This is a genomic window from Streptomyces sp. LS-MS-L19, from assembly GCF_058382285.1.
On record NZ_JBYCLL010000001.1, the window covers coordinates 1,341,811 to 1,367,433 of the forward strand.

General features: G+C 71.4%; 17 protein-coding genes. 5 read left to right on the forward strand and 12 right to left on the reverse strand.

From position 1 onward, the window contains the following. Position 1 precedes the first annotated feature (1 nt). The gene (locus AC2XR2_RS05810) at positions 2-190 is read right to left on the reverse strand and encodes a ferredoxin (RefSeq protein ID WP_491514486.1); all 189 of its coding nucleotides are present in this window, start codon (positions 188-190) and stop codon (positions 2-4) included. A gap of 261 nt (positions 191-451) precedes the next feature. Here AC2XR2_RS05810 and AC2XR2_RS05815 point away from each other — a divergent pair, with 261 nt between their 5' ends. Next, a complete protein-coding gene (locus AC2XR2_RS05815; protein ID WP_381299629.1) occupies positions 452-1,807 on the forward strand; it encodes a glutamine synthetase family protein in 1,356 nt (451 codons plus the stop codon). An 11-nt stretch (positions 1,808-1,818) separates the two neighbouring features. Next, positions 1,819-3,096, forward strand: coding sequence for a cytochrome P450 (locus tag AC2XR2_RS05820; protein WP_491514487.1), 1,278 nt, complete (start codon positions 1,819-1,821; stop codon positions 3,094-3,096). Between the two features lie 6 nt (positions 3,097-3,102). On the opposite strand, the gene AC2XR2_RS05825 is transcribed toward AC2XR2_RS05820, so the two are convergent. The 5 genes from AC2XR2_RS05825 to AC2XR2_RS05845 form a co-directional block, all read right to left on the reverse strand. Further along, on the reverse strand, positions 3,103-4,827 hold the full coding sequence (locus AC2XR2_RS05825; RefSeq protein WP_491514488.1) for an amylo-alpha-1,6-glucosidase: 1,725 nt from the start codon (positions 4,825-4,827) through the stop codon (positions 3,103-3,105). A gap of 50 nt (positions 4,828-4,877) precedes the next feature. Continuing rightward, on the reverse strand, positions 4,878-5,687 hold the full coding sequence (locus AC2XR2_RS05830) for a carbohydrate ABC transporter permease (protein ID WP_330268474.1): 810 nt from the start codon (positions 5,685-5,687) through the stop codon (positions 4,878-4,880). Beyond that, positions 5,684-6,640, reverse strand: coding sequence for a carbohydrate ABC transporter permease (locus tag AC2XR2_RS05835; RefSeq protein WP_491514489.1), 957 nt, complete (start codon positions 6,638-6,640; stop codon positions 5,684-5,686). Before AC2XR2_RS05835 ends, AC2XR2_RS05830 begins: the two co-directional genes overlap by 4 nt. A gap of 20 nt (positions 6,641-6,660) precedes the next feature. After that, positions 6,661-7,908, reverse strand: coding sequence for a sugar ABC transporter substrate-binding protein (locus AC2XR2_RS05840; RefSeq protein ID WP_491514490.1), 1,248 nt, complete (start codon positions 7,906-7,908; stop codon positions 6,661-6,663). 265 nt (positions 7,909-8,173) lie between these two features. Continuing rightward, positions 8,174-9,184: a LacI family DNA-binding transcriptional regulator gene (locus tag AC2XR2_RS05845; protein WP_449352929.1), complete on the reverse strand. Its 1,011-nt coding sequence runs from the start codon at positions 9,182-9,184 to the stop codon at positions 8,174-8,176. A 354-nt stretch (positions 9,185-9,538) separates the two neighbouring features. Between AC2XR2_RS05845 and AC2XR2_RS05850 the strand changes: the two genes are divergently transcribed. Continuing rightward, positions 9,539-13,186, forward strand: coding sequence for a LamG-like jellyroll fold domain-containing protein (locus AC2XR2_RS05850; RefSeq protein ID WP_491514491.1), 3,648 nt, complete (start codon positions 9,539-9,541; stop codon positions 13,184-13,186). A gap of 63 nt (positions 13,187-13,249) precedes the next feature. On the opposite strand, the gene AC2XR2_RS05855 is transcribed toward AC2XR2_RS05850, so the two are convergent. Then, a complete protein-coding gene (locus tag AC2XR2_RS05855) occupies positions 13,250-14,293 on the reverse strand; it encodes a LacI family DNA-binding transcriptional regulator (RefSeq protein WP_491514492.1) in 1,044 nt (347 codons plus the stop codon). Positions 14,294-14,364: 71 nt separating this feature from the next. Then, on the reverse strand, positions 14,365-15,969 hold the full coding sequence (locus tag AC2XR2_RS05860) for a purple acid phosphatase family protein (protein WP_491514493.1): 1,605 nt from the start codon (positions 15,967-15,969) through the stop codon (positions 14,365-14,367). A 292-nt stretch (positions 15,970-16,261) separates the two neighbouring features. On the opposite strand from AC2XR2_RS05860, the gene purU reads away from it, so the two are divergent. After that, positions 16,262-17,134 (forward strand): formyltetrahydrofolate deformylase, encoded by an 873-nt coding sequence (purU, locus tag AC2XR2_RS05865; RefSeq protein WP_491514494.1) that lies wholly within the window; start codon positions 16,262-16,264, stop codon positions 17,132-17,134. Between the two features lie 32 nt (positions 17,135-17,166). Then, positions 17,167-17,958: an IclR family transcriptional regulator gene (locus tag AC2XR2_RS05870; RefSeq protein WP_330268466.1), complete on the forward strand. Its 792-nt coding sequence runs from the start codon at positions 17,167-17,169 to the stop codon at positions 17,956-17,958. On the opposite strand, the gene AC2XR2_RS05875 is transcribed toward AC2XR2_RS05870, so the two are convergent. The 4 genes from AC2XR2_RS05875 to AC2XR2_RS05890 are packed head-to-tail and all read right to left on the reverse strand — an operon-like array spanning position 17,946 to position 25,592. Then, positions 17,946-18,581: a sarcosine oxidase subunit gamma gene (locus AC2XR2_RS05875; RefSeq protein WP_491514495.1), complete on the reverse strand. Its 636-nt coding sequence runs from the start codon at positions 18,579-18,581 to the stop codon at positions 17,946-17,948. The two genes, AC2XR2_RS05870 and AC2XR2_RS05875, sit on opposite strands and share 13 nt — an antisense overlap. Further along, a complete protein-coding gene (locus tag AC2XR2_RS05880) occupies positions 18,574-21,840 on the reverse strand; it encodes a sarcosine oxidase subunit delta family protein (RefSeq protein ID WP_491514496.1) in 3,267 nt (1,088 codons plus the stop codon). Before AC2XR2_RS05880 ends, AC2XR2_RS05875 begins: the two co-directional genes overlap by 8 nt. A 23-nt stretch (positions 21,841-21,863) precedes the next feature. Then, positions 21,864-23,096, reverse strand: coding sequence for a sarcosine oxidase subunit beta family protein (locus AC2XR2_RS05885; RefSeq protein WP_491514497.1), 1,233 nt, complete (start codon positions 23,094-23,096; stop codon positions 21,864-21,866). Between the two features lie 57 nt (positions 23,097-23,153). Continuing rightward, positions 23,154-25,592: a GcvT family protein gene (locus tag AC2XR2_RS05890; protein ID WP_491514498.1), complete on the reverse strand. Its 2,439-nt coding sequence runs from the start codon at positions 25,590-25,592 to the stop codon at positions 23,154-23,156. Between the last annotated feature and the right edge of the window lie 31 nt (positions 25,593-25,623).

The following is a 25,623-nucleotide window of genomic DNA, read 5'->3' on the forward strand; positions in this document are numbered from 1 at the left end:
GTCAGCCCTCGATCCGGATCGCCTGGAGCGGGCACACGTCCGCGGCCTCCTCGACCTCGTCACGCAGCACGTCGTCCGGGTCGGGGACGTACAGCAGGTGTCCGTCGTCGTCCATCGAGAAGACGTCGGGGGCCGCGAAGACGCACTGGCCGTGGTCCTGGCACTTGTTCATGTCGACGACGACCTTCATGGCCGGTCCTCCTGAGGGAGCGGGAGCGAAGGGGCGAAGTGGGGCCCGGCCGGTGACGGCCGGGCCCCGGCCAAAGGGGCACGGAGACCATGCCCCTAACTCGTTTGGCTTCAAACAAGGTAGGCATGCGCCACCCCCTGGTCAATACCTATCCAGGTGGATAAATTATTGGCGCCCACCCCTTGCGGGAGGCGGTCCCCCTCCATAACGTTCGGGTTCAAACGAAAGCCCGAGGCTGCCCCAGCCGCCCAAGGAGGCACGGTGAGCGCTCACGACACCCCAGACATCCGCCGGCACGTCGAGCGGCTCACCGCCGACGGCATCGACGTGGTGCGGGTGATCTATCCGGACCTCATCGGCACCGACCGCGCCCGGGACGTCCTGGTGGACCATCTGCCCGCGGCCTGCGAGCACGGTCTGGCCTTCTGCAAGGCCGTCTACCACACCAGCCCGCAGGGGGACGTGGTCCCGGTGGCGGGCGGCCTGGACGCCGGGCTGCCGGACGTGTGCGTACGGCCCGACCTGTCGACGCTGGCCGCCCTGCCCTGGGAGCCCGGGGTGGCCGTCTGTCTCGGCGAAGTCACCGACCCGGCGACGTCGGGCCCCGCGGCCGAGTCGCCCCGCGATCTGCTGCGGGCCGTGCTGGCCCGGTGCGCGGCACAGGGGCTGCGTCCGGTCGTGGGACCCGAGCTGGAGTACTTCCTGCTGGAGCCCGCGCCCGGGACCCCGGCCGGCTGGCGGCGCGCCCCCGAGACCACCGGTGCCGTCTACACGGCCGGACTGCGCGCCGACCCCGGCAACCACCTGCTGCGCACCCTCAGGCAACTGCGCGACCTCGGACTCGGCGTCGTCACCGGCAACCACGAGTTCGACGGCGGCCAGTACGAGATCAACCTGACCCACTCCGAGGCCCTGGACGCGGCCGACCGGGCCTTCCGCTTCAAGGCCGCCGTGAAGGAACTCGCCCGCGGGGAGGGCAACTTGGCCACCTTCATGGCCAAGCCCTTCGGGGACGCGGGGGGCTCCGGATTCCATCTGCACCTGTCCTGCCAGGACGCGGAGGGCGGCAACGCCTTCGACGATCCGGCCGGCGCCCACGGCCTCTCGGCCACCGCCCGGCACGCCCTCGCCGGAATCCTGGCGCACGCGCCCGCGCTCGCCGCCCTCGCGAACCCGACCGTCAACTCCTACAAACGCTTCGGCCCCGACACCCTCGCCCCCTGGCTGATCGACTGGGGCCTCGACAACCGCAGCGCGATGGTGCGCGTCCCGCCCGAGCGCGGCTCCGGGTCCCGGCTGGAACTGCGGCTCGGTGACGCGAGCGCCAACCCGTACCTGCTCGTCGCCGGCACCCTGGCCGCCGCCCTGCTCGGCATCCAGGCGGGCGAGGAACCGCCGGCCCCTCTGGAGGGCTACGGCTACGACACCGCGCGGTCCGCGGTGCTGCCGAAGGACCTGCCGGCCGCGCTCGACGCGCTGGAGGCCGACACCGCCCTGACCGACCTGCTCGGCAAGGGGTTCACCACCTCCTACCTCTCCTACAAGCGCAACGAGGTCGAACGCTTCCAACGGCACGTCACCGACTGGGAGTTCACCGAGTACGCCTACCACCTGTGAAGGACTCCCGGATGACGACAGCAACCACCGCCATCGAGCCGATGCCCCTCGCGGACGTCGACCTCGCGAACCTCGACCACTTCACCGACGGCATCACCCCCTGGCGGATGTTCCACACCCTGCGCCACGAGGACCCGGTGCACTGGCAGCCCGAGGAGGCGCCCAACTCCGGTTTCTGGGCGGTCACCCGGCACGCGGACATCGCGCGCGTGGACCGGGACGCGGAGACCTTCACCTCCACGAGGTTCGTGAACCTGGAGGAGGTCGACGAGGACCAGATCAGGAAGCGGGCCTCGATCCTGGAGCTGGATGGGGTCCGCCACCGCGCCCTGCGCAGTGTGATCCAGCGCCAGTTCGGCGCCGGGGTCATCAACAGCTACACCGACTTCCTGCGCGGGCTGACCGCGAAGACCCTGGACGCGGCGCTGGCCAAGGGGAGCTTCGACTTCGTCAAGGAGGTCTCGGCGGACTTCCCCATCAACGTGCTGGCCCGCCTCCTCGACGTCCCGCCCGAGGACAACCAGCGGCTCATCGACTGGGGCAACCGCATCATCGGCAACACCGACCCCGACTACGCGGACGTCCTGCTGCACAGCGCGGAGAGCGAGCAGTACCGCGATCTGCCGTTCCGGTCCCCCGCCTCGCTCGAAGTCTTCGAGTACGGCCGCGAGCTGGCCCGGCAGCGGCGCGGCGGGGAGGGCACCGACCTGGTGTCCAAGCTGGTCAACACCACCCCGCGCGACGGCGTCCCGCTCTCCGCGCAGGACTTCGACAACTACTTCCTGCTGCTGGTGGTGGCGGGCAACGAGACCACCCGCCACACCATCACCCACTCCATGCTGGCCCTGCTCCAACACCCCGAGCAGCTCGCGAGGTTGAGGGACGACCCGTCCCTGATCCCCACGGCGGTCGAGGAGTTCCTGCGCTGGGCCTCCCCCGTCTACCACTTCCGGCGCACCGCGACCCGGGACGTCGAACTCGGCGGCAGGCAGGTCAGGGAGGGCGACAAGGTCGTCATGTGGTACGCCTCCGGCAACCGCGACGAGGAGGTCTTCGGCAACCCGTACGACTTCGACGTGGCCCGGCAGCACAACGACCATGTCACCTTCGGCAAGGGCAGCCCGCACCTGTGCCTGGGCAACCTCCTCGCCCGCACCGAGATCCGGATCATGTTCGAGGAGCTGATCCCGCGCCTCGCCGACATCCGGCTGGTGGGTGAGGTCCCCCGGGTGCGCTCGAACTTCGTCAACGGCATCAAGAAGCTGCCGGTCGAGGTCACCCTGGCCTGAGGGACCTCACCCGGCGTCCCGCAGGGCATGTGCCTCGGCGAGGAGGAGATAGGCGGCGGCCGTCCAGGTGTAGGCGCGGTCGCGCAGCCCGGTGCCGGCCAGGGCGTCGAAGTTCTCGGCGAAGCCGTGCGCCTCGCACAGGGCGCGGAAGCGGGCGCTGATCTCGTCCGCCAGCCGGACGTGGCCGCCGCGGCGCAGGCCGTCCTCGACCAGGATCGTGGCGGGGGCCCAGATGGGGCCGCGCCAGTAGCCGTCGGCGAGGTAGTGCGGCGAGTCCGGCCGTTCGGTGGCCAGTCCGTACGGGGTCAGATGGGCCTCGATACGGTCGGCCAGCACCCCGCCCACGTCGTCCGGCAGATGCTCGCCCAGCGCGATCGGCATCAGGTCGAGCAGGCTGGAGGTGCTCCAGGTGTCACCGCTGTCGACGCCCCGGGCGACGAACCGGTCACCCGTCCAGAGCTGGTCGAGCATCGCCCGCTGGGTCTCCTCGGCGGTCCGCGTCCACCGCAGCACGTCGTCCGGTCGGTCCAACAGCGCTGCCAGTTCGGCCAGTTCACGGAGCTGGAGGGTGAGGAAGGCGGCCAGGTCCGCGGTGACGACCACGCGCTCCGGGTCGAAGGTCGTGGCGTTGTCCCAGCCGCTGTCGTTGCCGTGCTGGTAGTGCGGCAGGTCGGCGCCGGGGGCGCGCCGGGCGGTGAGCCAGAACTCCGTCCAGCGCTCCAGCCTGTCGTACGTCCCGGTCAGCTCCGTCCGGTCCGGGGGTGCGGGCAGCCGACGGCGCAGCAGGCCGAACGCCCAGCCGTGGATGGGGGGTTTGACGAAGTTGTGGAGCACCTCGGAGTGGGTGACCGAGTCGGGCAGTGCCCCGGTCTCGTCCTGGTGGTCGAAGGGCAGCTGGAACTGGTCCCGGGCCAGCTCGGGGCAACCGGGGGCCAGCGCCAGGGCGTTGAAGCAGTGGTCCCAGCTCCAGACCTTGTCCATCCAGTGCTTGGACATCAGGACGCCGGGCCGGGTGACGAGCCCGGCCGGGCGGACGGTGGCGGACCACAGGACGTAGGCGGCGAGTTCGGCGGCCGGGGTGGCGGACGAGCGCCAGGGGGCCACGGTGTCGGCGAAGTCCGCGAAGGAGTTGCGGGCGGTCTCCACGACCTTGGCGAAGGCCGCTGTCGGGACATAGGGGGGCCGGGCCGTGTCGAGCTCCTCGACCGCGAGCTCCCAGGTGTCGCCCGCGACGGTGAGGCCGCGGTCGGCGGCGCCCAGTGCCTGGCTGCCGAACACCTCGACCGTGCCGGCAAGGACGGTGACGCGGTAGCGGCGGCCGGTCTCGTACGACGTGAACACGTAGGCGTCGGCGCCCGGTTCGCGGTAGAAGTACGTGCCGCTGAACGGGGTCAGGGTCCGGGCGGCCGCCGAGATCCTGAACGACGGACCCGCACCCCGCAGTCGTACCGTGTCCGGCGACTCGTAGACGAGATCGACCCCGCCGTCCGGGCCGGTCCAGCTCAGCAGGCCCGGCGTCGCCTCGACCAGGGTCCCGGCCCGCTCGCCCGTCGCGGGGTCGAGCGGCACGAGGCTCAGGACGGCGTGCATGCCGTTCTGGTGGGAGACGAGGTGGAGGTCCTCGGCGCGGGTCTTCTCCGCCACCACGGGGGAGATGCCGAACCAGGATCCGTGGGCGCTGAAGGGGATGTCGTGGACGTCGAAGGCCGGGCCGGAACGGGCGACGGTCATGAAGGGGTTTCTCGTTTCTCAAGCGGTGGGGGGCGACGGTGGGGGCGGTCTCAGTCCTTGACGGCGCCGGCGGTCACACCGGCGGCGACATAGCGCTGGGCCAGGACGAGGATGACCGCGGCCGGCAGCGAGGCCACGACGGCGGTGGCCATGATGGCGTTCCACTCCTGGTTGTTGTTGCCGATGTAGTGGTAGATGCCGAGCGTGATGGGCTCGTGGGCGCCGCCGTTGACCAGGGTTCCCGCGAAGACGAAGTCGGACCAGGACCACAGGAACGCGAACAGGGAGACCGTGACGACGGCGTTGCGGCTCATCGGCAGGACCACCGACCAGAAGGTCCGCAGGGCGCGTGCCCCGTCCACCTGGGCGGCCTGGAGGAGTTCGCCGGGGATGCCGGACATGAACGCGGTGAAGATGAGCACCGCGAAGGGAACGGCCAGGGTGGAGTCGGCGACGATCAGTCCGGGGACGGACTGGAGCATGCCGAGTTGCAGGTAGATGGCGTAGAAGCCCATCGCCATGATGATGCCGGGGATCATCTGGGCGGCCAGGAGGAGGAAGCTGAGCACTCCGCCGCCGCGCGGGCGCAGCTTGGCGAGCGCGTAGCCGGCGGGGGCGGCCAGGGCCACGGTGAGGACGACGGTGCCGAGGCCGATGACCAGGCTGGTGCCGAGGTACGGCAACTGCTCGTCGAGGACGGTCCGGTAGCCGGCCAGGGTGCCGTGGACGGGGAACAGGTCGGGCGGGCTCTTGCGCATGTCCTGGTCGCGGGTGAAGGACACGTTGATCATCCAGTAGACCGGGAAGAGCATGAGCGCGGTCAGCAGCAGGCCGAGGGCCGTCTTCAGGGGTCGTGTCATGACAGTGCCTGCTTCCGCTGGACCCGCACGTAGACGAGGCCGAAGACCAGGGCGGCGACCACCAGCAGGTTGCCCACGGCGGCTCCCGGGCCGAAGGCGGGCAGCAGGTTGCCGAAGCCGAGCCGGTAGGACCAGGTGGCGAAGGTGGTGGAGGAGTCCGCCGGGCCGCCCTTGGTCATGATCCAGATGATGTCGAAGACCTTGAGGGTGTAGACGAGACCCAGCAGCAGGGTGATCGCGGAGACCGGGCGCAGCAGCGGGAAGGTGATGCGCCAGAAGCGCTGCCAGGCGTTCGCCCCGTCCAGCGCCGCCGCCTCGTACAGGCTCGACGGGATGGACTGGAGGCCGCTGTGGAGCACGACCAGGTTGAAGGGGACGCCGATCCAGATGTTCGCGATGATCACCGAGGTCAGTGACCAGGACGGCGACGTCAGCCAGTTGACGGGGCCGATGCCGAGGGCGCTCAGCAGGGCGTTGACGATGCCGGAGTCGCTGTTCAGCATCCAGGACCAGGTGGACGCCGACACGATCAGCGGCAGCAGCCAGGGCACCAGGAACAGGGCCCGCAGGGTGGCGGAGAGCCGGAAGTTCTGGTTGAAGAAGACCGCCAGCGCCAGGCCGATGGCGTACTGGAAGACCAGGCACACGGCGGTGAACACCACGGTGTGCAGCAAAGCGGGGGCGAAGGTCGGGTCGTCCAGGATCTTCCGGTAGTTGGCCAGTCCCGTGAAGGGCGCGTCGCCCTGGACGAAGGAGCGGACGGTGTAGTCGCGCAGGCTCAGGTCGAGGTTGCGGTAGAGGGGATAGGCGTAGAAGAGGCCGAGGTAGAGGGTCACCGGGGCGAGGAAGGCCCAGGCGGCCCACTGCGGGGAGGCGGGCCGGCGCCTGGGTGCGGGGGCCGCACCCCGGGACTCGGTGGTCCGCGGGGGCGGCGCTTGGGTCGTGCGGCTCATCAACTGACCCCGAGGAGTGCTCACTTGGCGGCGGACTGGGCGTCGGTCAGCGCGACCTTCGGGGACTTGGAGCCGCTGAGGGCGGACTGGACGGCCTTCCACAACTGCTCGGAGATCTTGGGGTACTTGGTGCCCAGGTCGTCACTGGTGCGGCCCTTGGCCGTGCGGACCGCGGCGACCCACGGCTTCAGCTCGGCGTCGGCCGCCACCTGCTTGTCCTGTACCTCGGTGGTGGGCGCCACGTAGGACAGGGTGGTGTCGGTGTCGTACAGGTTCTGGGTGCTGGTCAGGCAGGTCGCCAGCTTCTGGGAGGTGGCGTAGCGGGCGGTGTCCTTCTGGACCGGGAGGGTGACGAACTCGCCGCCGGTCGGGGCGGGCGCGTTGCCGCCGGAGGCGCCGGGTATCGGGAGGACGCCGTACTCGAAGCCGGCCTTCTTGGCGTTGGCGAGCTGCCAGGTGCCGTTCTCCGCGAACGCGTAGTCGCCGGTGGCGAACTCCTGCCAGCTGGTGGTCTGGGTGTTGTTGAGGACGGAGTTCGGGGCGTAGCCGTCCTTCAGCCAGTCGTTCCACAGGGAGAGCGCCGACTGGCCCTGGGCGGAGTCGAGTTCGGTGAGTTTCGCGCCCGCTCCCCAGAACCACGGCAGGAACTGGAAGCTGCCCTCCTCGGTGCCGATCGCGGAGAAGGTGATGCCCTTCTTGCCGGCCTTCTTCACTTTCTCCAGGGCCGCCGTCAGCGACGGCCAGTCCTTGACCGAGGCGATGTCCACGCCCGCGTCCTCGAGCACCTTCTTGTTGTAGTAGAGGGCGAGGGTGTTGGCGCCGATGGGGGTGCCGTACGTCTTGCCGCCGGACTGGCCGGCCGCGAGGAGGTTGGGGTCGACCTTCGAGGTGTCCAGCTTGTTCTCGTCGGTCGTGGTGAGGACGCCCGCGTCGGCCAGGGTGGAGACGACCGGGTTGTCGACGACGAGGAGGTCCGGGGAGTTGCCCTGCTGGGCGGCGAGCAGGGTCTTGTTGGCGAGGTCGCTGGTGTCGAAGCCGGTCCGCTTGATCTTGACGCCGGCCTCGGTGCCGCACTTGTCCAGCAGGTTCGTCCAGGCCGAGCCCTTGGCGAACTGCGGGTACGGGTCCCAGACGGTGTACGTGCCGCTGTCGGCCGCCTTCGTCGTGCTGCCGCCCGAGCCGGAGCCGCAGGCCGTGGCGGTGGTGGCGACGGCCAGCGCGAGCAGGATCGCGGCGGTCGGACGGCGCCGTCCGGAGAAGCTGTTCATGGCGGGTTCCTTCGGGTTCGGGGCATGCGGGTGCCGCGGCGATGGGTCGGGAGGGTGCGCGGGCGCGACGAACGGCGCCTTCAGGCGGTTCGTGCGTGAGGTGGGTACAGCGTGAGCGCGGGGTCAGGCGGGGTGCGGGGTGCGGGGTGCGGGGTGCGGGGTGCGGGGTGCGGGGTCGAGCGTGAGGCGGAGTGCGGGGTGCGGGGTGCGGGTTCAGGCGTGACGCGGAGTGCGGGTTACGGGCGGTGGTCAGGCCCCCGCGTGATCAGGCCCCCGCGGGCCCGGTGCTGGCGCGCAGCGAGATCGGTGGGATGAGGAGGTGGTGGCGGGGCGGGGCCTCGGGGTGGCCGAGCCGCTCCATCAGCAGGTCGACGGCGAGCCGGCCCATCTCGGCGGCCGGGACGTCGGCCGCGGTCAGCTGCGGGGTCACCGTCTCCGCCCAGCGGTTGGCGACGACGCCGGTGACGGAGAAGTCGCGCGGTACGTGGCGGCCCGCCTGGGCGAGCCCCCGGTAGAGACCGCCCAGCGCGGCCTCGTTGAGCGTGACCAGGGCCGTGGTGGCCGGGTCGTCGTGCAGGATCCTCTCCACGCAGGCCTGGCCCGCGGCCGCGTCGTCCGCGCAGCAGTAGGTCCGGACCGTCAGCCCGCGTTCGGCCGCGGCCTTCGTGAAGCCGTCCAGGCCGCGGTGCGCCGACTCGTAGCCGGTGCGCAGGAGTTGCTCGGGCCGGTTGACGAACGCGATCCGGCGGTGGCCCAGGTCCGCGAGGTGGTGGACGCACGCCGCCGCCAGTGCCGTGTGGTCGAGGCCGACGTACCAGCCGTCCTCCGCGTTGGCGGTGCGGCCGATGGCGACGGAGGGGAAGCCGAGCGCGGCCAGGTGGTCGGCCCGGTCGTCCTCCAGCCTGATCTCCATCAGGATCGCGCCGTCCACCCGCCGCTCGCCCAGCAGCCGCTGGAAGGAACGGTCGCTGTCCATGCCGCTGGGTGACAGCAGCACGTCGTAGTCGTGGGCGGCGGCGGCCTCCACCACACTGCCGATGAAGTCCAGCTGCATCCCGGTGTAGTGGTTGCCGGCCGGCGGGAAGACCAGGCCGATGGTGCTGGTCCGCCCGTTGGCCAGGGCGCGGGCGCTGGCGCTGGGCTGGTAACCCAGTTCGTCGACGACCTGCTGGATCCTGCGGCGCGTGTCCTCGGACACCGGCCGCTTGCCGCTCAGCGCGTAGGACACGGTGCTGCGCGAGACACCGGCCCGCCGGGCGATCTCACCGATGTTCACGGCGACTCCTCGGGACGGGCGACCGGCTGTCGAACCGGTTCGCGTGAAGTGAACGTAGGAACCGACCGGCCGCCTGTCAATACCCGGGACGCAACCGCCGACCGATCGGGCCAACCGCCCAGATCCCCGTGTCCAAGGGATTGCTGGCCTCAGGTCCCGGTGCTAGCTTCGCCGAACCGGTTCGACACAGCCGAACCACAGCACCCCCCAGCCCCGTCTCCCAGAGCCGCCAGAGCCGCCCCAGCCGCACACCCAGGCCGTTTCCCCCCTTCCTCAGCTGATGAAGTCGAACCGGTTCGACCATGGAGGCGGGCGGGCGGAGCCTGTTTCCCCCCGACGATTGAGGACGCATCCATGCCATCCGCTGACAGATCCACGCGCCGCCGTGCCCCGGCCGGCCTGGCACTGGCCCTCGGCGCGGGCCTGCTGGCCGCACCCGCCGTCCCCGCGCATGCCGCCGAGCCGCCCGGGCCCGTCGCCCGCTACACCTTCGACCAGGACGACCTCACCACCGGGAAGATCACCGACAGTTCGGGCAACGGTCTGACGGCGAGCCTGGTGAACGGTGGCACCGCCCAGTCCGTCACCGGCGCCGACGGCGGCAAGGCCCTCGCCCTCCCCGGCGGAGCCCCCTCCTCCACCGGCGCGTACGTCCGGCTGCCCCGGGAGGTGCTGGCCGGCGCGAGCGACCTGACCGTCTCCGCCCGCGTGAAGTGGGGGAACGACCAGTCGGCCTGGCAGCGCATCTTCGACCTGGGCACCAACACCACCAAGTACCTCTTCACCACCCCCTCCAACGGCAGCGTCCTGCGCACCGCCGCGACCACCTCGGGAGGGGGCGGGGAGGCGCAGGTCAGCGGGTACGCGCCGCTGCCCGCGAACCAGTGGCGGACCGTGACCGTCACCCTCGACACCTCGGCCGGCCGGGTCACCACCTACCTCGACGGCGTCCCGGTCTCCTCGGCCAAGACCGGCGTCAAGGCCACGGACCTGCTGGACGGCTCGGCCACGGCCGCCGGTTACATCGGCAAGTCGTTCTACGAGGACCCGCTGTTCAACGGTTCGATCGACGACTTCACGGTGTGGCACGCGGCGCTCACCCCCGAGCAGGTGGCCGGGACGGTCGGCAGCGTTCCCACCCTCCAGGACCTCACGCAGACGTCCTTCGACCTCCGTACGACGACCGGGACCGCCCCGTCGCTCCCCGCCGCCGTCCGCGCCTCCTTCTCCGACGGCTACGACCGTGACGCGCCGATCGCCTGGGACGCCGTGCCGTCCGAGAAGTACGCCCAGCCGGGCACCTTCACCGTGGCGGGCACGGCGGCCGGACGCGCCGTGCGGGCGACCGTCACCGTGGTCCGCGAGGGGGCGCTCACCGTCGACCTCGGCTCCGACACCGGCGCGTTCCACGGCGGCGCCTCCGGCACCCTCTACGGCGTGTACGGACCGGACGTGCCCACCAACAACCTCATCGAGGGCATGGGCCTGCGCACGGTCTCCACCAAGGCCCAGGACGGCCCGCAGCACCCCGGCGCGGACGCGCTGGACGTGGTGAGGCCGCTGGCCGACTCCACCGACGGCGATGTCTACATCTACATGACCGACATCCACCGCGGCTTCCCCTACGAGTGGCCCGGCGACACCCCGGCGGAGAAGCTCAAGCTGTACGAGCAGAAGATCGCCAAGCAGGTCGACCAAGTGCTCCAGCTGCCGAAGCAGTACCAGGACAACATCGTCTTCGTGCCGTTCAACGAGCCCGAGGGCAACATGTTCGGTACCGGGCAGTGGAGTTACAACAAGGTCAGCTGGCTGAACGACCCGGACGACTACTTCGCCGCCTGGGACTCGGCGTACAAGCTCATCAAGGGCAAGATGCCCGACGCGCGGATCGCGGGTCCCAACACCAGTGTCCTGTACGACCAGGTGAAGGGGTTCCTCACCCACGCCCTGGCCGCCGGCACCCTCCCGGACGTCATCACCTGGCACGAGCTGAGCCACCCCGAGGCGGTGCGCGCGAGCGTCGCCAAGTACCGGGCGTGGGAGAAGGAGCTGTTCAAGGGCACCGACCGTGAGGGCACCCAACTCCCCGTCAACATCAACGAGTACGCCTTCAACTACCACACCTCCGTCCCCGGCCAGATGATCCAGTGGGTCTCCGCGATCGAGGAGTCCAAGGTGGACGCCGACATCGCGTACTGGAACATCGACGGCAACCTCTCCGACTCGGCGGTGCAGTCCAACCGGGGCAACGGGCAGTGGTGGCTGCTCAATTCCTACGCCTCGCTGAGCGGCCACACCGTCTCGGTGACCCCGCCGTTCCCCGGCCAGAACTACACGATGCAGGGCGTGGCCACCCTCGACGAGAAGAAGAAGCAGGCCCGGCTGCTCTTCGGCGGCTCCACCGGCAAGGGCCACATCACCTTCGCGGGCGTCCCGAAGAAGCTCTTCGGCAAGAACGTGCACGCCTGGGTCCGCGAGATCGAGTGGAGCGGGCAGATCGGCGACAACTCCGGTCCCAAGCTGCTGACCGAGCGGAACCTGAAGGTCGCGCACGACGGCACGGTCACGGTCGACTTCGGTGACGGCACCCTGCCGACGCTGAAGGAGTCCTCGGCGTACGAGATCGTCCTCAGCCCGGCCGGCGAGGCCAAGGGCACGCAGACCGCGCCGGTGCGCTGGCAAGGGTCCTACGAGGCGGAGGACGCGGCGCACACCGGGTCCGGCTACTCCAGGAACGGCCCCGAGGGCTCGACTTCGGACGTGTCGAAGTTCTACACCTCCGGCGGGTACGACGTGGGCGGGCTGCGCACCGGCTCGGACGTCACGCTCGACTTCCCGGTGGACGTGCCGGAGGACGGCACCTACGACCTGAGCGTCTTCGCCAACTCCCTCAACACCTTCGACAAGGTGAAGGAACAGGGCCCCACCAACGTCTTCCTGCGCGTCGACGGCCAGGCCACCGGCGAGCAGGAGCTGTATCTGCCGCTCGGCTACAAGTGGGTGGTGTGGGACCACACCGACACCAAGGTGAAGCTCACCAAGGGCAAGCACACCCTGACGCTCGCCGCGAAGAGCCTCGACGGCAAGCGGGCCACGAAGGGCGACGCCATCGTGGACCGGCTCACGCTGTCCCTGCCGGACGCGTCCGCCGACACCCGGGTGTACGAGGGTGAGTTGGCCTGGCTGGGCGGTGGCGGCCTGCCGGTCTACGACCTGCCGAAGCGGGCGGCCACCGGTTCGGGCGCGGCCCGGCTCGCGAAGGGCCAGACGGCCACGTTCTGGGTCTACTCCCCCGCCGACCGCGAGGCCACGCTCAGGGTCGACGCCCTCGGCGGCGCGGACGGCCGGGTCTCGGTGAACGGGCACGAGGTGCTGCGGCTGGCCAAGGACCGGCGGGCCGTGGCGGTGTCCCTCTCCGGTGGCGTCAACAAGGTGACGGTGACCGGCGGTTCGGCCCCGACCCTCGTCGACCGGCTGACGGTCACGCCCACCGAGGGCGCGCTGCCGGTGCGCACCTACGAGGCGCAGGACGCCAGGCTGGCCGGTACGGCTTCCCTCGCGCCGCTGTCCCTGGCGACCGACGGTACGGCGATCACCGGCATCGGCGGCGCCCCGGGCAACGGCAACACCGCGACCTTCGACGTCACCGCGGACAAGGCCGGCCTGTACGCGCTGCGCGTCCGCTACTCCAACCCCGAGCAGTCGGAGGCCACCCACTACAACCCGGACCCGCTGGCCCGGCACGCGGACATCTCCGTCAACGGCGGCGCGATACAGCGGGTCGGCTTCCCGCACACCTTCCACCAGAACGACTTCTGGGAGCTGACCGTGCCGGTCACCCTCAAGAAGGGACGGAACACGATCTCCTTCCGGTCCGAGGAACTGCCCGACTTCGACGGCACGACCTACGCGTCGGACACCTTCCCCGGGGTGCTGCTCCGCTCCCGGTACGCACCGCTGATCGACCGGATCGCGGTGGCGCCGTACGCACGGGAGAGGTGACGAGCCGCTGAGTCCGGCCCTGGGAGAGGCTCTCTCCCAAGGCCGGAACGCGTTGTCCGGTCGCTACCGGCCGGACGGCGGCGGGGGTGCCGTCGAGGCGCGGACGACGAGTTCGACCGGTGGTTCGCCCGCCGGGTCCGGCTCGGCGTCCGGTTCCTCGATGGCCCGCACCAGGAGGCGGAGCCCTTCGCGGGCCACGGCGTCGAAGGGCTGGCGCACGGTGGTCAGCGGCGGGGTGACGTAGGCGGAGACGGGGATGTCGTCGAAGCCGACGACGCTCACGTCCTCCGGCACCCGCAGGCCCGCTTCCAGCAGGGCGCGGATCAGGCCGACGGCCATGTCGTCGTTGGCGGCGAACACCGCGGTGGCCTCGCCCTCGACGGCGAGTGCCCGGCCCGCCGCGTATCCGGAGGCTGCCGACCAGTCGCCCTCGATGACGGCCGGCCGCTCCCGGTCGCGGGCGGCGAGCGCCGCCTGCCAGCCGTGGAGGCGGTCCCGGGCGGCGAACCACCGCTGCGGACCGGCCAGATGATGGACCGTCACATGTCCGAGGTCCAGCAGGTGCTCGGTGGCCGCCCGGGCCAGCGACTCGGCGCCGACGCCCACGGTCACGGCCCGCGGGCCGCCGAAGGAGGCGGGCGCCCCGAGCACCAGGACCGGCACGCCGGCGCTGAGCGTCACCGATCCCTCGTCGATCGGTTCGGACACCACGATGCCGTCCACGCCCTGGGCGAGCAGTGACTCCACGGCTCCCGCGACGCCTGCCGGATCGCCCTCCAGCGTGTTGACGACCCGGAGCGCGTACCCCGCGTCGCGGGCCGCCCGCTCGATGCCGATGAGCAGGGAGGCGGGGCCGTACAGGGCGGTTCCGAGGGTGACCACGCCGATCGAGCGGGTGCGCCCCGAGGCCAGGGCGCGGGCCGCGCTGTTCAGCCGGTAGCCGAGCTCCTCCGCGGCCGCGTGCACCCGGGCCCGCACGTCCGCGGAGACATAGCGCTCGCCGTTGAAGACCCGGGAGACCGTCTTCTGGGAGACACCGGCCAGCCGGGCCACGTCCACGGCGCGCGGCGCACCGGGGCTCGCGCCCTGTCCTGCCACTGGCGTCATCGATGTCTCCCCAGGTCCGGTGGCTCAGATCCTATCCGGGCCGCCGAGGAGCCCGGCGACGGCCGGTGCCGTCACCCGGAGTGGCCGTCGGAGCGGCGGCGGTGCAGGGTGAACGTCTCGAAGACCGAGAGCTCGCCGCCCGGTTTGTTGACGTTGTAGTACGTCACGTGCATGCGGGTGGTGTCCCCGGCGTGCCGGCCGGGGTCGACGGTGAAGGCGGCGAAGCCGTAGGGGTGCTCGGTGTCCCGGACCCCGGTCCAGACCGCCTGCTCCTTGGTGTAGGCGGCGGTGCGTTTGCCGTTGGCCCCGGGGGCCGCCGAGACGGAGGTGATCACCTTGGCGGTGCCGTCCTTGAAGAAGTTCTGGTTGGTGGTGCCCGAGACGCCTCCGCCGCCGAGGATCATGTGCACGGTGCCGAGGCCGGTGTCGATGGAGTCGGTGGCCCCGGAGACCGGGCTGGGGGTCAGGGTCTCGCTGCCGGTGACGACTCCGCGGACGGCGAGGGAGCGCTCGTAGTTGTGCTCGTGGCCGCACAGCACCAGGTCCACGCCGTACCGGTCGAAGAGGGGGCCGTACTTCTGCCGCAGTCCGAGGTCGGCGCCGTTGGCGTCCGAGGAACTGATCATCACCTGGTGCATGGCGACGACCACCCAGTCGACGTCCCGCGAGGCCCGTGCCGCCTTCAGCTCCCGCTCCAGAAAGGCGAGTTGGCGTCCTCCCGAGTAGCCGCTGATGTAGAGGTCGCCGCCGTCCTGGAGGCAGTTGTCGTCGTTCTGGAGGACGATCACGCGGACCGAGCCGACGGTGAACGCGTACCACAGCCCGGCGAGTTCGGGGTCGGTCTCGGTGGACGGGAGGGCGAAGTAGGCCTGGTAGGCGCCGAGTCCGAGCGGGCCGTTGGCCTTCTCGATCTCGTGGTTCCCGGCCGCCGGCATCCAGGGGCGGAAGCGGGCGGAGCGGGTGTTGTTGGTGAAGAAGTTGTTCCAGGTGCGGACCCGGTCGACGTCGAGGTTGGCGTAGCACAGGTCGCCGTTGAGGAGGTGGAAGAGCGGGGCGACCTGCTCGACGCCGGTGACGATGTCCTTGGTCGCGGGGGTGGAGTTGGCGTCCAGCGCCGGGGTGCCGTTGGCCGCCCAGGTCACCTGTGGGGCGGACTGGTCGCCGAAGCTGGTGAAGGTGAACGGCTGCCGGCCGCGGGGGGCCGTGCGGAAGGTCCCGCTGTCGGGCGTGGCGCCCTCGTGGGTGGCGAGGTAGAGGTACTCGGTGCCGGGGCTGAGCCGCTCCAGGGCGGCGTGGTGGACGTACACGGTACGGCCGGAGGTGCCGTCGACGTAGGTGACGGTCCTGGCCGCGGCCTTGGAGCCGAAGCCGTGCTCCAGGGTGCCGTAGCGCACGACGGGTCCGGTCACCGGCCGGTCGGTGATCCACGAGACGTTCATCCGGGTGCGCGGGTCGGCGCCGAAGGTCAGGTGCAGTCCCTGGACCGGGGGCGCGCCGGAGGCGTCCGCGGTGAGGTGCAGTGCCGGGGCGGCCTGGGCCGGACCGGCTCCGAGCAGCGGGGTGACGGCGGCGCCCGCTCCCGCCGAACCGAACAGGCCGAGCGCGTGGCGCCTGCTGACCCCCTCGGACGTCTTCTCCGACCCGTCCGCTGCCCCCGGACCCGACTGTGCGGTCATGATGCCCTCCCTGGCTGACGACGACCGCACCCTGGCGTGACTCGGCGGCGTCCGGGTGAACACCGCGTGGCCAGACGGTCGTCGAGCCGCGGACGGCCCGCGGTACGGGCAAACCTTGCCCGCGCCTTTGCCGGGAGCCGCCCGGCCGTTGACGATCCGCGCCCCGGTCACCGGGCGGGGGTCAACCGGGCCGTTCTCCGGGCGGGGGCCCTTGACCGCGGGGCACAGGTGCCGCGAGCATGTTGCGTATCAGTCGCACTGTTGCGTAATGCGCAGCCATCGGGAGGACTCAGTGTCTCTTCGACCGCAACCCGACCGCGAGTTCGTCCTCACCCTCTCCTGCCCCGACCGCTCCGGACTCGTCCACGCCGTCACCGGCTTCCTCGTCCGCCACTCCGGGAACATCCAGGAGAGCCAGCAGTTCGACGACCGGCTCCAGGACCGCTTCTTCATGCGCGTCCACTTCGACGTCTCGGACCCGGACACCTCCCTGGAGAAGCTGCGCTCCGGCTTCGCCCCGGTCGCCGAGGCGTACCGGATCACCTGGCAGCTGCACACCGCCTCGACCCCGACCCGCACCCTGATCATGGTGTCGAAGTTCGGCCACTGTCTGAACGACCTGCTCTTCCGGCGGCGCACCGGCGCGCTGAACATCGAGGTACCGGCGATCGTCTCCAACCACCGGGACTTCGCACCGCTCGCCGAGAGCTACGGCATCCCCTTCCACCACGTGCCGGTGACCCCGGAGACCAAGCCGGAGGCGGAGGCGCGGCTGCTGGAGCTCGTCGAGCGGCTGGACATCGACCTGGTGGTCCTCGCCCGCTACATGCAGATCCTCTCCAACGACCTGTGCAAGCAGCTGGAGGGCCGGGCGATCAACATCCACCACTCCTTCCTGCCGAGCTTCAAGGGCGCCCGCCCCTACGTCCAGGCGCACGAGCGGGGCGTCAAGCTGGTCGGGGCCACGGCCCACTACGTCACCCCCGACCTCGACGAGGGGCCGATCATCGAGCAGGACGTGATCCGGGTGAGCCACGCGCAGAGCCCGGAGACCCTGGTGACCCTTGGCCGGGACGTCGAGGCGCAGGTCCTCGCCCGGGCCGTCGAGTGGCACAGCCAGAGCCGGGTGATGATCAACGGCCGCCGCACGGTGGTCTTCCGCTGACCTGGGTCGACCCCTTCGCATAAGGTTCCGCCATGAGCAGCAACGGCACCGAGTCCGCGGGGGCGTCCGGCGGCGGTGTGCAGTCCGTCGACCGGGCTGTCACCGTGCTGGAGATCCTGGCCCAGCGCGGCGAGGCAGGCGTCAGTGAAGTGGCCGACGCCATCGACGTCCACAAGTCCACCGCGTTCCGCCTGCTCGGCGCGCTGGAGGCGCACGGGATGGTCGAGCAGGAGGGCGAGCGCGGGAAGTACCGCCTCGGCTTCGGCATCGTGCGGCTGGCCGGCGCGGTCACCGGACGCATCGACGTCACCAAGCACGGGCGCGGGATCTGCGAGCGCCTCGCCGACACCCTCGGCGAGACGATGAACATCGCGGTGCTGGAGTCCCACCATGTGATCAACCTCGACCAGGTGCGCGGCCAGTCCGCGATCACCGCGCAGAACTGGGTCGGCCGGCTCACCCCGATGCACTGCACGTCGAGCGGCAAGGTCCTGCTCGCCCACCTCGATCCCGAGCGCCTGGACGAGCTCGTCGCCGAGGCCGGACTCGACCGCATGACGGCCCGCACCCTGACGTCCCGCAAGAGCCTGGACGCCGAGCTGGCCCGGGTCCGTGAGCAGGGCTACGCCATGACGCTGGAGGAGTACGAGGAGGGCCTCAACGCCATGGCCGCGCCCGTGCGTTCCTCGGGCGGCGAGGTCGTCGCCGCCCTCACCGCCTCGGGGCCCGCCTTCCGCCTCACCGAGGAGCGGATGCACGAGCTGGCCCCCCTCCTCGTCGAGGGAGCCGACGAACTCAGCCGCCGGCTGGGCTACTTGGGCTGAGGCTCCGTCAAGAGGTCCGGGCCCGTCCACTCCACGGCCGCGTCCACCAGCCAGTCGGCGAGGTAGCCGGCGAAGGACGAACGCACCAGCACCCAGAACCCGGCGCTGGGCTCGTCGCGCGCGACCAGCACCACCTGGGTGCGCCCCAGGGTGGTCTGGGCGCAGCGTCCGGCCCTGAAGGCACGCGGGTGCAGGTCCAGGGAGCAGCCGTGGGCCAGCAGATCGCGGGCCCGGGGTCCCGAGACCAGCAGCGTGGTGCGCTGCGCTGACACGTCGACGACGGACATCGGCTCGTCACCGCCGGCCTCGCGGATACGGCTCTCCATGTCCCGCCGCCCGGGCGGCCCCACCACGAGCCACTCGTCGGGGCCGAGCCACAGTGCGGTGAGCTCCCCGGCGCGTACGACGGTGTCGGGCTCCACGGGCAGCGGGAGCCCCAGCGCCAGACCGACGGCGTCGGCCGCCGCCCCCTTGGGGTCCAGACGCACGTCGAGCTGGGTCAGGAAGGGCAGCTCCGCCAGCCGGACCGCGCCCCGGGAGGAGCGGGTCACGGCGGCCAGGCGGTCCCGGGCCGGGCCCAGCGGGCTGCGGAGCGGGGCGGCGGTCGGGGCGGTGTCAGCCATCGCGGCGGGCTCCCTCGGGGTCGTAGAGGACGGGGCTTGCGACGGTCACCGGGACCAGCCGGTCGCCGACCGGGGCGTAGAGCCGCTCGCCGACGCGCTCCCGGCCGCCCTTGACCAGGGCGAGGGCGAAGGTCCGGCCGAGGGCCGCGCTGCGGTAGCTGGAGGTGACATGGCCGAGCATCGGGACGGGCGGCGCGGGCAGCACGCCGTCGGCGACCAGCTGGGTGCCCTCGGGGAGGAGGGTGCCGGGGTCCTCGGGGAGCAGGCCGACGAGGTGCTTGCGGTCGGGGCGGGCGGTGTCGGCGCGGGCGTAGGAGCGCTTGCCGATGAAGTCGGACTTCTTCCTGGACACCGCCCAGCTCATGCCGAGGTCGTGCGGGGTGACGGTGCCGTCGGTGTCCTGGCCGATGATCGGGTAGCCCTTCTCGGCGCGCAGGACGTGCATGGTCTCGGTGCCGTACGGGGTGATGCCGTACGGGGCGCCGGCCTCGTGCAGCGCCTCCCACAGGGTACGGGCCTGCCACGGCGACACGTTGATCTCGTAGGCGAGTTCGCCGGAGAAGCTGATCCGGCACACGCGCGCGTCGAGGCCGGCGACGGTGGTCTCGCGCCAGGCCATGAACGGGAAGTCGTCGTTGCCGACCGCCAGTCGGGGCGCGAGGGAGCCGAGGACCGCGCGGGACTTCGGCCCGACCAGGGCGACGGTGGCCCACTGTTCGGTGACGGAGGTGCAGTGGACCTTCAGCTCCGGCCACTCCGTCTGGAGCCACTCCTCCATCCAGTCCAGTACGGCCGCCGCGTTGCCGGTGGTCGTGGTGACCAGGAAGCGGTCGGGGGCGAGCCGGATGACGGTGCCGTCGTCGAAGACCATGCCGTCCAGCCGGCACATCACGCCGTAGCGGATCATGCCGACCTTCAGGGTGGACATCATGTTGGTGTAGAGCCGGTCCAGGAGGACGGCCGCGTCCGGGCCCTGTACGTCGATCTTGCCGAGGGTGGAGGCGTCCATGAAGGCGACGCCCTCGCGGGCGGCGGCGCACTCGCGCAGGACGGCCGTCGTCATGTCCTCGCCGTCGCGCGGGTAGTACCAGGGCCGCTTCCACTGGCCGACGTTCTCGAAGCGGGCCCCGTGCTCGACGTGCCACGCGTGCAGGGCTGTCGTGCGGACCGGGTCGTGGAGCGCGCCCCGGTCGCGGCCGGCGAGCGCGGCGAAGGAGACGGGGGTGTACGGCGGCCGGAAGGTCGTGGTGCCGAGCGCCGAGACGTCCACCCCGAGCAGTTCGGCGACGACACCGCTCGCCAGGACACCGGAGGTCTTGCCCTGGTCGTTGGCGGTGCCGGCCGTGGTGTAACGCTTGGTGTGCTCCACCGAGCGCATGCCGGCGCCGGTGGCGCGGGCCAGGTCGTCCACGGTGACGTCGCGCTGGAGGTCGACGAAGCGGGGGGCGCCCTCCCGGCCGGGGACGGTGAAGACCTGCATGGGCGGGGTGGGCCGGGGCGGTGCGGGCACCTGCGGGAGGCCGGGTGTCCGGGCGGTGTAGCCCTCGGCCTCGACGGCTCGGGCCCCGGCGGCGGCGCCCTGCGCGAAGGCTCCGCGCAGGTCGGACACGCCGCTGGCGGCGCCCGCGACCTCGACGGCCTGGCGGCAGGAGTCGGGGACGAAGGTGCCGAGCGTCTCGTCGTGGCGCAGAGTGCCGCCCGCCTGGCTGAACAGGTGGGCCACGGGGTTCCAGCCGCCGGAGACCAGGAGCAGGTCGGCGGCGAACTCCCGCTGTCCCGTGGTCGTTTCGGTGGTTCCGTACGGGGCGACGGTCACGGCGGTAAGACGCGCCTCGCCCTCCGTTCCGGTGACGGCGTGGCCGGGCAGCACCTCGATGCCGGCCTCGCGGGCGCGGTCGGCCCACTCCCCCGGCTCCGGGCGGGTGTCGACGATCGCCGCCACGTGCACGCCGGCCGAGTGCAGGTCGAGGGCCGCCGCGTACGCGCTGTCGTTGGTGGTGAACACGACCGCCTGCCGGCCGGGCAGCACACCGTGCCGGTTGAGGTGGGTACGGGCCGAGGCGGCCAGCATCACTCCGGGACGGTCGTTGTCGGCGAACGCGAGGGAGCGTTCGTGGGCGCCGGTGGCGAGCACGACCCCGCGGGCCCGGATGCGGTGGACGCGTTCACGGGAGACGTGCGCGGAGGCGTCCGCGCCGAGGTGGTGGGTGCGGCGCTCGACGGCGAGGAGGTGGTTGTCGTCGTAGTACCCGAAGACGGTGGTGCGGCGCAGGACGCGGACGTCGGGGGCGGCTTCGAGGAGGGCCGCTGTCTCCTCGACCCAGTCGAGGTGCTCCGCCGTGCCCAGCAGACTGCCGCCCGGCTCTGGTTGGTCGTCGGCGAGGATCACCCGGGCGCCGCTGTGCGCCGCCGCCGCGGCTGCCGCGAGGCCGGCGGGGCCGGCGCCGACGATCAGGACGTCGCAGTGGGTGTGTACGGCGTCGTAGCGGGCGGGGTCGGGGGTGGTGGCGAGTCGGCCCTGGCCGGGGAGGCCGGTCGCGACGAGGCCCTCGTGGAGTTCGACGGTGGTGGCGGGGAGCATGGGCTCGGGGAACGGCTTCTCGATCTGGACGACCGCGTTGGGTTCTTCCACGCCGGCGGAGAAGATGCCTCGGGGACGGCCGAGTTTGATGCTGGTGCCGGTCTGGATGATGCCGTTGGCGAGGAGGGCGGAGGCGAGGGTGTCGCCCTTGTAGCCCTGGTATGTGGTGCCGTCGAAGGTGAAGGTGAGGGGTTCGTCTCGGGCGATTCGGCCTCGGGTGGGGTGGCGGAAGGGGTTTTCCTCGCCCCCGCCGCCCCTACCCGTCCCTCCCCCAGAGGGGGGACCCCCACCAGGGGCTGCTGCCCCTTCGACCCCGCCCGGGGGCTCCGCCCCCGGACCCCCGTCGGCCCGAAGGGCCTCGTCCTCAAACGCCGGACGGGCTGGATACACCGAACGGGGCTCCACAGGAGCGGGCTGGCTTTCCCCCACCCGGTACACCGCCAGCACCTCGTTCGTCGCCGTGTTCCTCACCGCGTTGAACCAGCGGCGGCAGCCCGCCGCGTGGCTCCAGCGTTCGGCGAAGGGGCCCTTCGGGTTGGTGCGGAAGAAGAGGTAGCGGGCCCAGTCCTCGTCGGTCAGGTCGGCCGGGGTCTCGGGATAGGGGACGTGGGCCTGGCCGCCGTAGTGGAACTCGGACTCGTCGCGGGGCCCGCACCACGGGCAGGGGATCAGCAGCATGTCGTTCGGCTCCTCGAGGATCCCTAGTGGGCCACCGCGGCGGCGCCGTGCTCGTCGACGAGCGCGCCGGTGGTGAAACGGTCGAGCGTGAAGGGGGCGTTGAGGGGGTGGGGCGTGTCGTGGGCGATCGTGTGGGCGTAGACCCAGCCGACGCCCGGGGTGGCCTTGAAACCGCCCGTTCCCCAGCCGCAGTTGAGGTACAGGTTGTCGACGGGGGTGAGGCCGATGATCGGTGAGGCGTCGGGGCTGACGTCGACGATGCCGCCCCAGGTGCGCAGCACGTGGGCGCGGGCGAAGACCGGGAAGAGCTCCAGGGCGGCCGCCATCTGTTCCTCGATGATGTGGAACGCGCCGCGCTGGGTGTAGGAGTTGTACGAGTCGATGCCCGCCCCCATCACCAGCTCGCCCTTGTGCGCCTGGCTGACATACACGTGGACGGCGTTGGACATCACGACCGTCGGGTGCACGGGCTCGAGGAGTTCGGAGACCAGGGCCTGCAACGGATGGCTCTGGAGCGGGAGTTCGATGCCGGCCATGGCCGCGAGGACCGAGGTGTGGCCCGCCGAGCACAGCGCCACCTTGCCCGCGGCGATCGGGCCGCGTGTGGTCTGGACGCCGGTCACCCGGCCGCCGACCACGTCCAGGCCGGTGACCTCGCAGTTCTGGATGATGTCGATGCCCACCGCGTCGGCCGAGCGGGCCAGGCCCCAGGCGACGTGGTCGTGCTTGGCGATGCCGGCGCGGGGCTGGTAGGTGCCGCCGAGGACCGGATAGCGCACGTCCGGGGAGATGTCGACGATCGGGCAGACCTCCTTGACCCCGTCCGCGTCGAGCCATTCCGCGTCCACGCCGTTGAGGCGGTTCGCCTCCACCCGGCGCACGCTGTCGCGGACGTCCTGGAGGCTGTGGGCGAGGTTGAGCACGCCCCGCTGGGAGAAGAGGATCGGGTAGTCGAGTTCGTCCGCCAGTCCCTCCCAGAGTTTCAGCGCGTGTTCGTAGATGCCCGCGCTCTCGTCCCAGAGGTAGTTGGAGCGGATGATCGTGGTGTTGCGGGCCATGTTGCCGCCCGCGAGCCAGCCCTTCTCCAGCACGGCCACATTGGTGATGCCGTGGTTCTTCGCGAGGTAGTGGGCGGTGGCCAGACCGTGTCCGCCGCCGCCGACGACGATCACGTCGTAGGAGCGCTTCGGCTCGGGTGTGCGCCACAGCCAGTCCGGGTGTTCGGGGAGTTCGGCGCCGGGGGTGCGGGGGCTCATCGGAGGTCTCCTGAGATGCCGGGAGGTGCGGGGACGGCGTCTCCTGCGCGCGCTGGGTCAGCCGCGCAGGCGGGACATGGCCGGGTCGAACAGGGGCTCCTCGGCGACCACGGCTTGCACCAGCTGGTCGAAGTAGCCGATCCGGAGGGGTGTGCCGGGGGTGGCCAGGTGCGCCGGGAGCCACGCGTACGCGATGCCCTTGCCGATCGTGTGTCCGAAGGCGGCGCTGGTGACGTAGCCGACCGCGTGCTCACCGTCGTACACCGGCTCCTTGCCCATGACGACGGCCCGCGGGTCGTCGATGGTCAGGCAGGTGAGCCTGCGCCGTACGTCGGCCTTGCGCCGCTCCAGCGCCGCCTTGCCGATGAAGTCCTCCTTGTCGGCCTTCACGGCGAAGCCGACCCCGGCCTCGTACGGGTCGTGCTCGTAGGTCATGTCGGTGCCGAAGGAGCGGTAACCCTTCTCCAGGCGCAGACTGTTGAAGGCGCCCCGGCCGGCCGCGATGCCGCCCAGCGGTTTCGCCGCCCGCCACAGGGTGTCCCAGAGCTTCTGCCCGAGGTCTGCGGTGGTGTACAGCTCCCAGCCGAGTTCGCCGACGTACGACAGCCGCATGGCCGTCACCGGGACGGAACCGATGTGGGCGCGCTTGGCGCGGAAGTACTTGAGGCCGCTCGCCGAGAAGTCGGCGTCGGTGAGCGGCTGGAGGACGTCCCGGGCGAGCGGGCCCCACAGGCCGATGCAGCAGGTGCCGGGGGTGATGTCGCGGACCTGGACGGTGCCGTCGGCGGGGAGGTGGCGGGTGAACCAGTCGAGGTCGAGGTTGCCGTTGGCGCCGACCTGGAAGACGTCGGGGGCGAGCCTCGCGACGGTGATGTCGCTGCGGATGCCGCCGTCGTGGTCGAGGAGCAGGGTGTACGTCACCGAGCCGACGGACTTGGCGACCTTGCCGGTGCACAGCCGCTCCAGGAAGTCGGCGGCTCCCCGTCCGCTCACCTCCAGGCGCTTGAGGGCCGTCATGTCGTACATCGCGACGGTCTCGCGGGTGACCTGGGCCTCGGCGCCGACGATGGGCGACCAGTACCGGGCGGCCCAGTCGTTGGGCGTGACGATCGAACGGCCTTCCACCAGGCCCGCGTTGGCCTCGTACCAGTGCGGCCGCTCCCAGCCGTTGGCCTCCAGGAAGAGGGCGCCGAGTTCCTGCTGGCGGGCGTGGAAGGGGCTGGTGCGGATCGGGCGCGGCGCGCCGGAGGGCTGGAGCGGGTGGAGGATGTCGTAGACCTCGACGAAGTTCTGGCAGTCGCGGGCCAGGACGTACTCCGGGGAGAGCTGGTGCGGCTCGAAGCGGTTCACGTCGCACTCATGGAGGTCGAAGGAGGAGCAGTGGCCGTCGACCAGCCACTCGGCGACGGCCCGGCCGACTCCGGCGGAGTGGGTGACCCACACGGCCTCGGCGACCCAGAAGCCCTTGACGTCCGGGGACTCGCCGAGGAGGGGCAGGCCGTCGGTGGTGAAGGAGAACAGGCCGTTGATGCCCTCCTCCACCTTGGCGTCCCTGGTCGCGGGCAGCAGTGACTGTGTCTCGGTCCAGGCGTCGGCGAAGTCGTCCTCGGTGAACTTCAGGACCGACGGCATCGCGTCGGCCTCGTCGAAGGAGAGGATCTCGTCGGCGGTGATCGGCATGGGGCGGTGGCCGTAGTAGCCGATGCCGAGGGTGTCGTGGCGGTCGCGGTAGTAGAGGTCGGCGTCCTGGTGGCGCAGGATCGGGCGCACCGCCTCCTCGGTCTGGCCCGCGAGCGCGGGGACCGGGCCGGTCCAGGCGAGCTGGTGGGCGAGCGGGGTGAGCGGGAGGTTCATGCCCACCATGCGGGCGATCCTCGGGCCCCAGATGCCGGCGCAGCAGACGACGATGTCGGCTTCCAGGTCGCCCTGGTCGGTGCGGACGCCGGTGACCTCGCCGTCGGTCCGGAGGATGTCCAGGACTTCGTGGCGGGCCAGGAAGGTCACTCCGCGCCCGGTGGCCCGGCGGATCTGGGCCTCGACGGCGAGGACGGCCTTGGCGAGACCGTCGGTGGGGATGTGCAGGCCGGCGAGGACGCGGTCCCGGTTGACCAGGGGGTGCTGCTCGACGCACTCGTCGGCGGTCAGGATCCGTGACTCGACGCCCCAGGCGGTGAGCCAGCCCTGCCGGCGGTGCAGCTCGGTGACGCGCTCCGGGGTGGTGGCCACCTCCAGGCCGCCGACCTGGAGGAAGCAGGGCTGCCCGTCGACGTCGAGGGAGCAGAACTTCTCGACGGTGTAGCGGGCCAGCTCGGTCATCGTCTTGGAGGGGTTGGCCTGGAAGACCAGGCCCGGCGCGTGCGAGGACGACCCGCCGGTGGCGGGCAGCGGGCCCTGGTCGACGACGGTCACCTCGGTCCAGCCGCGCGCGGAGAGCTCGTCGGCCAGTGCCGCGCCGACGACGCCCGCTCCGATGATGACCACTCGGGGTCCCGCCATCGCCGCACCTCCGGATAAGTTGCTTTTTACG

What these genes read in the sequence shown, in the direction of transcription:
- AC2XR2_RS05860 (WP_491514493.1), bottom strand. Translation starts at nt 15,969, where the DNA reads ATGACCGCACAGTCGGGTCCGGGGGCAGCGGACGGGTCGGAGAAGACG.
- AC2XR2_RS05835 (WP_491514489.1), bottom strand. Translation starts at nt 6,640, where the DNA reads ATGAGCCGCACGACCCAAGCGCCGCCCCCGCGGACCACCGAGTCCCGG.
- AC2XR2_RS05880 (WP_491514496.1), bottom strand. Translation starts at nt 21,840, where the DNA reads ATGCTGCTGATCCCCTGCCCGTGGTGCGGGCCCCGCGACGAGTCCGAG.
- AC2XR2_RS05810 (WP_491514486.1), bottom strand. Translation starts at nt 190, where the DNA reads ATGAAGGTCGTCGTCGACATGAACAAGTGCCAGGACCACGGCCAGTGC.
- AC2XR2_RS05850 (WP_491514491.1), top strand. Translation starts at nt 9,539, where the DNA reads ATGCCATCCGCTGACAGATCCACGCGCCGCCGTGCCCCGGCCGGCCTG.
- AC2XR2_RS05830 (WP_330268474.1), bottom strand. Translation starts at nt 5,687, where the DNA reads ATGACACGACCCCTGAAGACGGCCCTCGGCCTGCTGCTGACCGCGCTC.
- AC2XR2_RS05820 (WP_491514487.1), top strand. Translation starts at nt 1,819, where the DNA reads ATGACGACAGCAACCACCGCCATCGAGCCGATGCCCCTCGCGGACGTC.
- AC2XR2_RS05890 (WP_491514498.1), bottom strand. Translation starts at nt 25,592, where the DNA reads ATGGCGGGACCCCGAGTGGTCATCATCGGAGCGGGCGTCGTCGGCGCG.
- AC2XR2_RS05885 (WP_491514497.1), bottom strand. Translation starts at nt 23,096, where the DNA reads ATGAGCCCCCGCACCCCCGGCGCCGAACTCCCCGAACACCCGGACTGG.
- AC2XR2_RS05825 (WP_491514488.1), bottom strand. Translation starts at nt 4,827, where the DNA reads ATGACCGTCGCCCGTTCCGGCCCGGCCTTCGACGTCCACGACATCCCC.
- AC2XR2_RS05840 (WP_491514490.1), bottom strand. Translation starts at nt 7,908, where the DNA reads ATGAACAGCTTCTCCGGACGGCGCCGTCCGACCGCCGCGATCCTGCTC.
- AC2XR2_RS05855 (WP_491514492.1), bottom strand. Translation starts at nt 14,293, where the DNA reads ATGACGCCAGTGGCAGGACAGGGCGCGAGCCCCGGTGCGCCGCGCGCC.
- AC2XR2_RS05870 (WP_330268466.1), top strand. Translation starts at nt 17,167, where the DNA reads ATGAGCAGCAACGGCACCGAGTCCGCGGGGGCGTCCGGCGGCGGTGTG.
- AC2XR2_RS05875 (WP_491514495.1), bottom strand. Translation starts at nt 18,581, where the DNA reads ATGGCTGACACCGCCCCGACCGCCGCCCCGCTCCGCAGCCCGCTGGGC.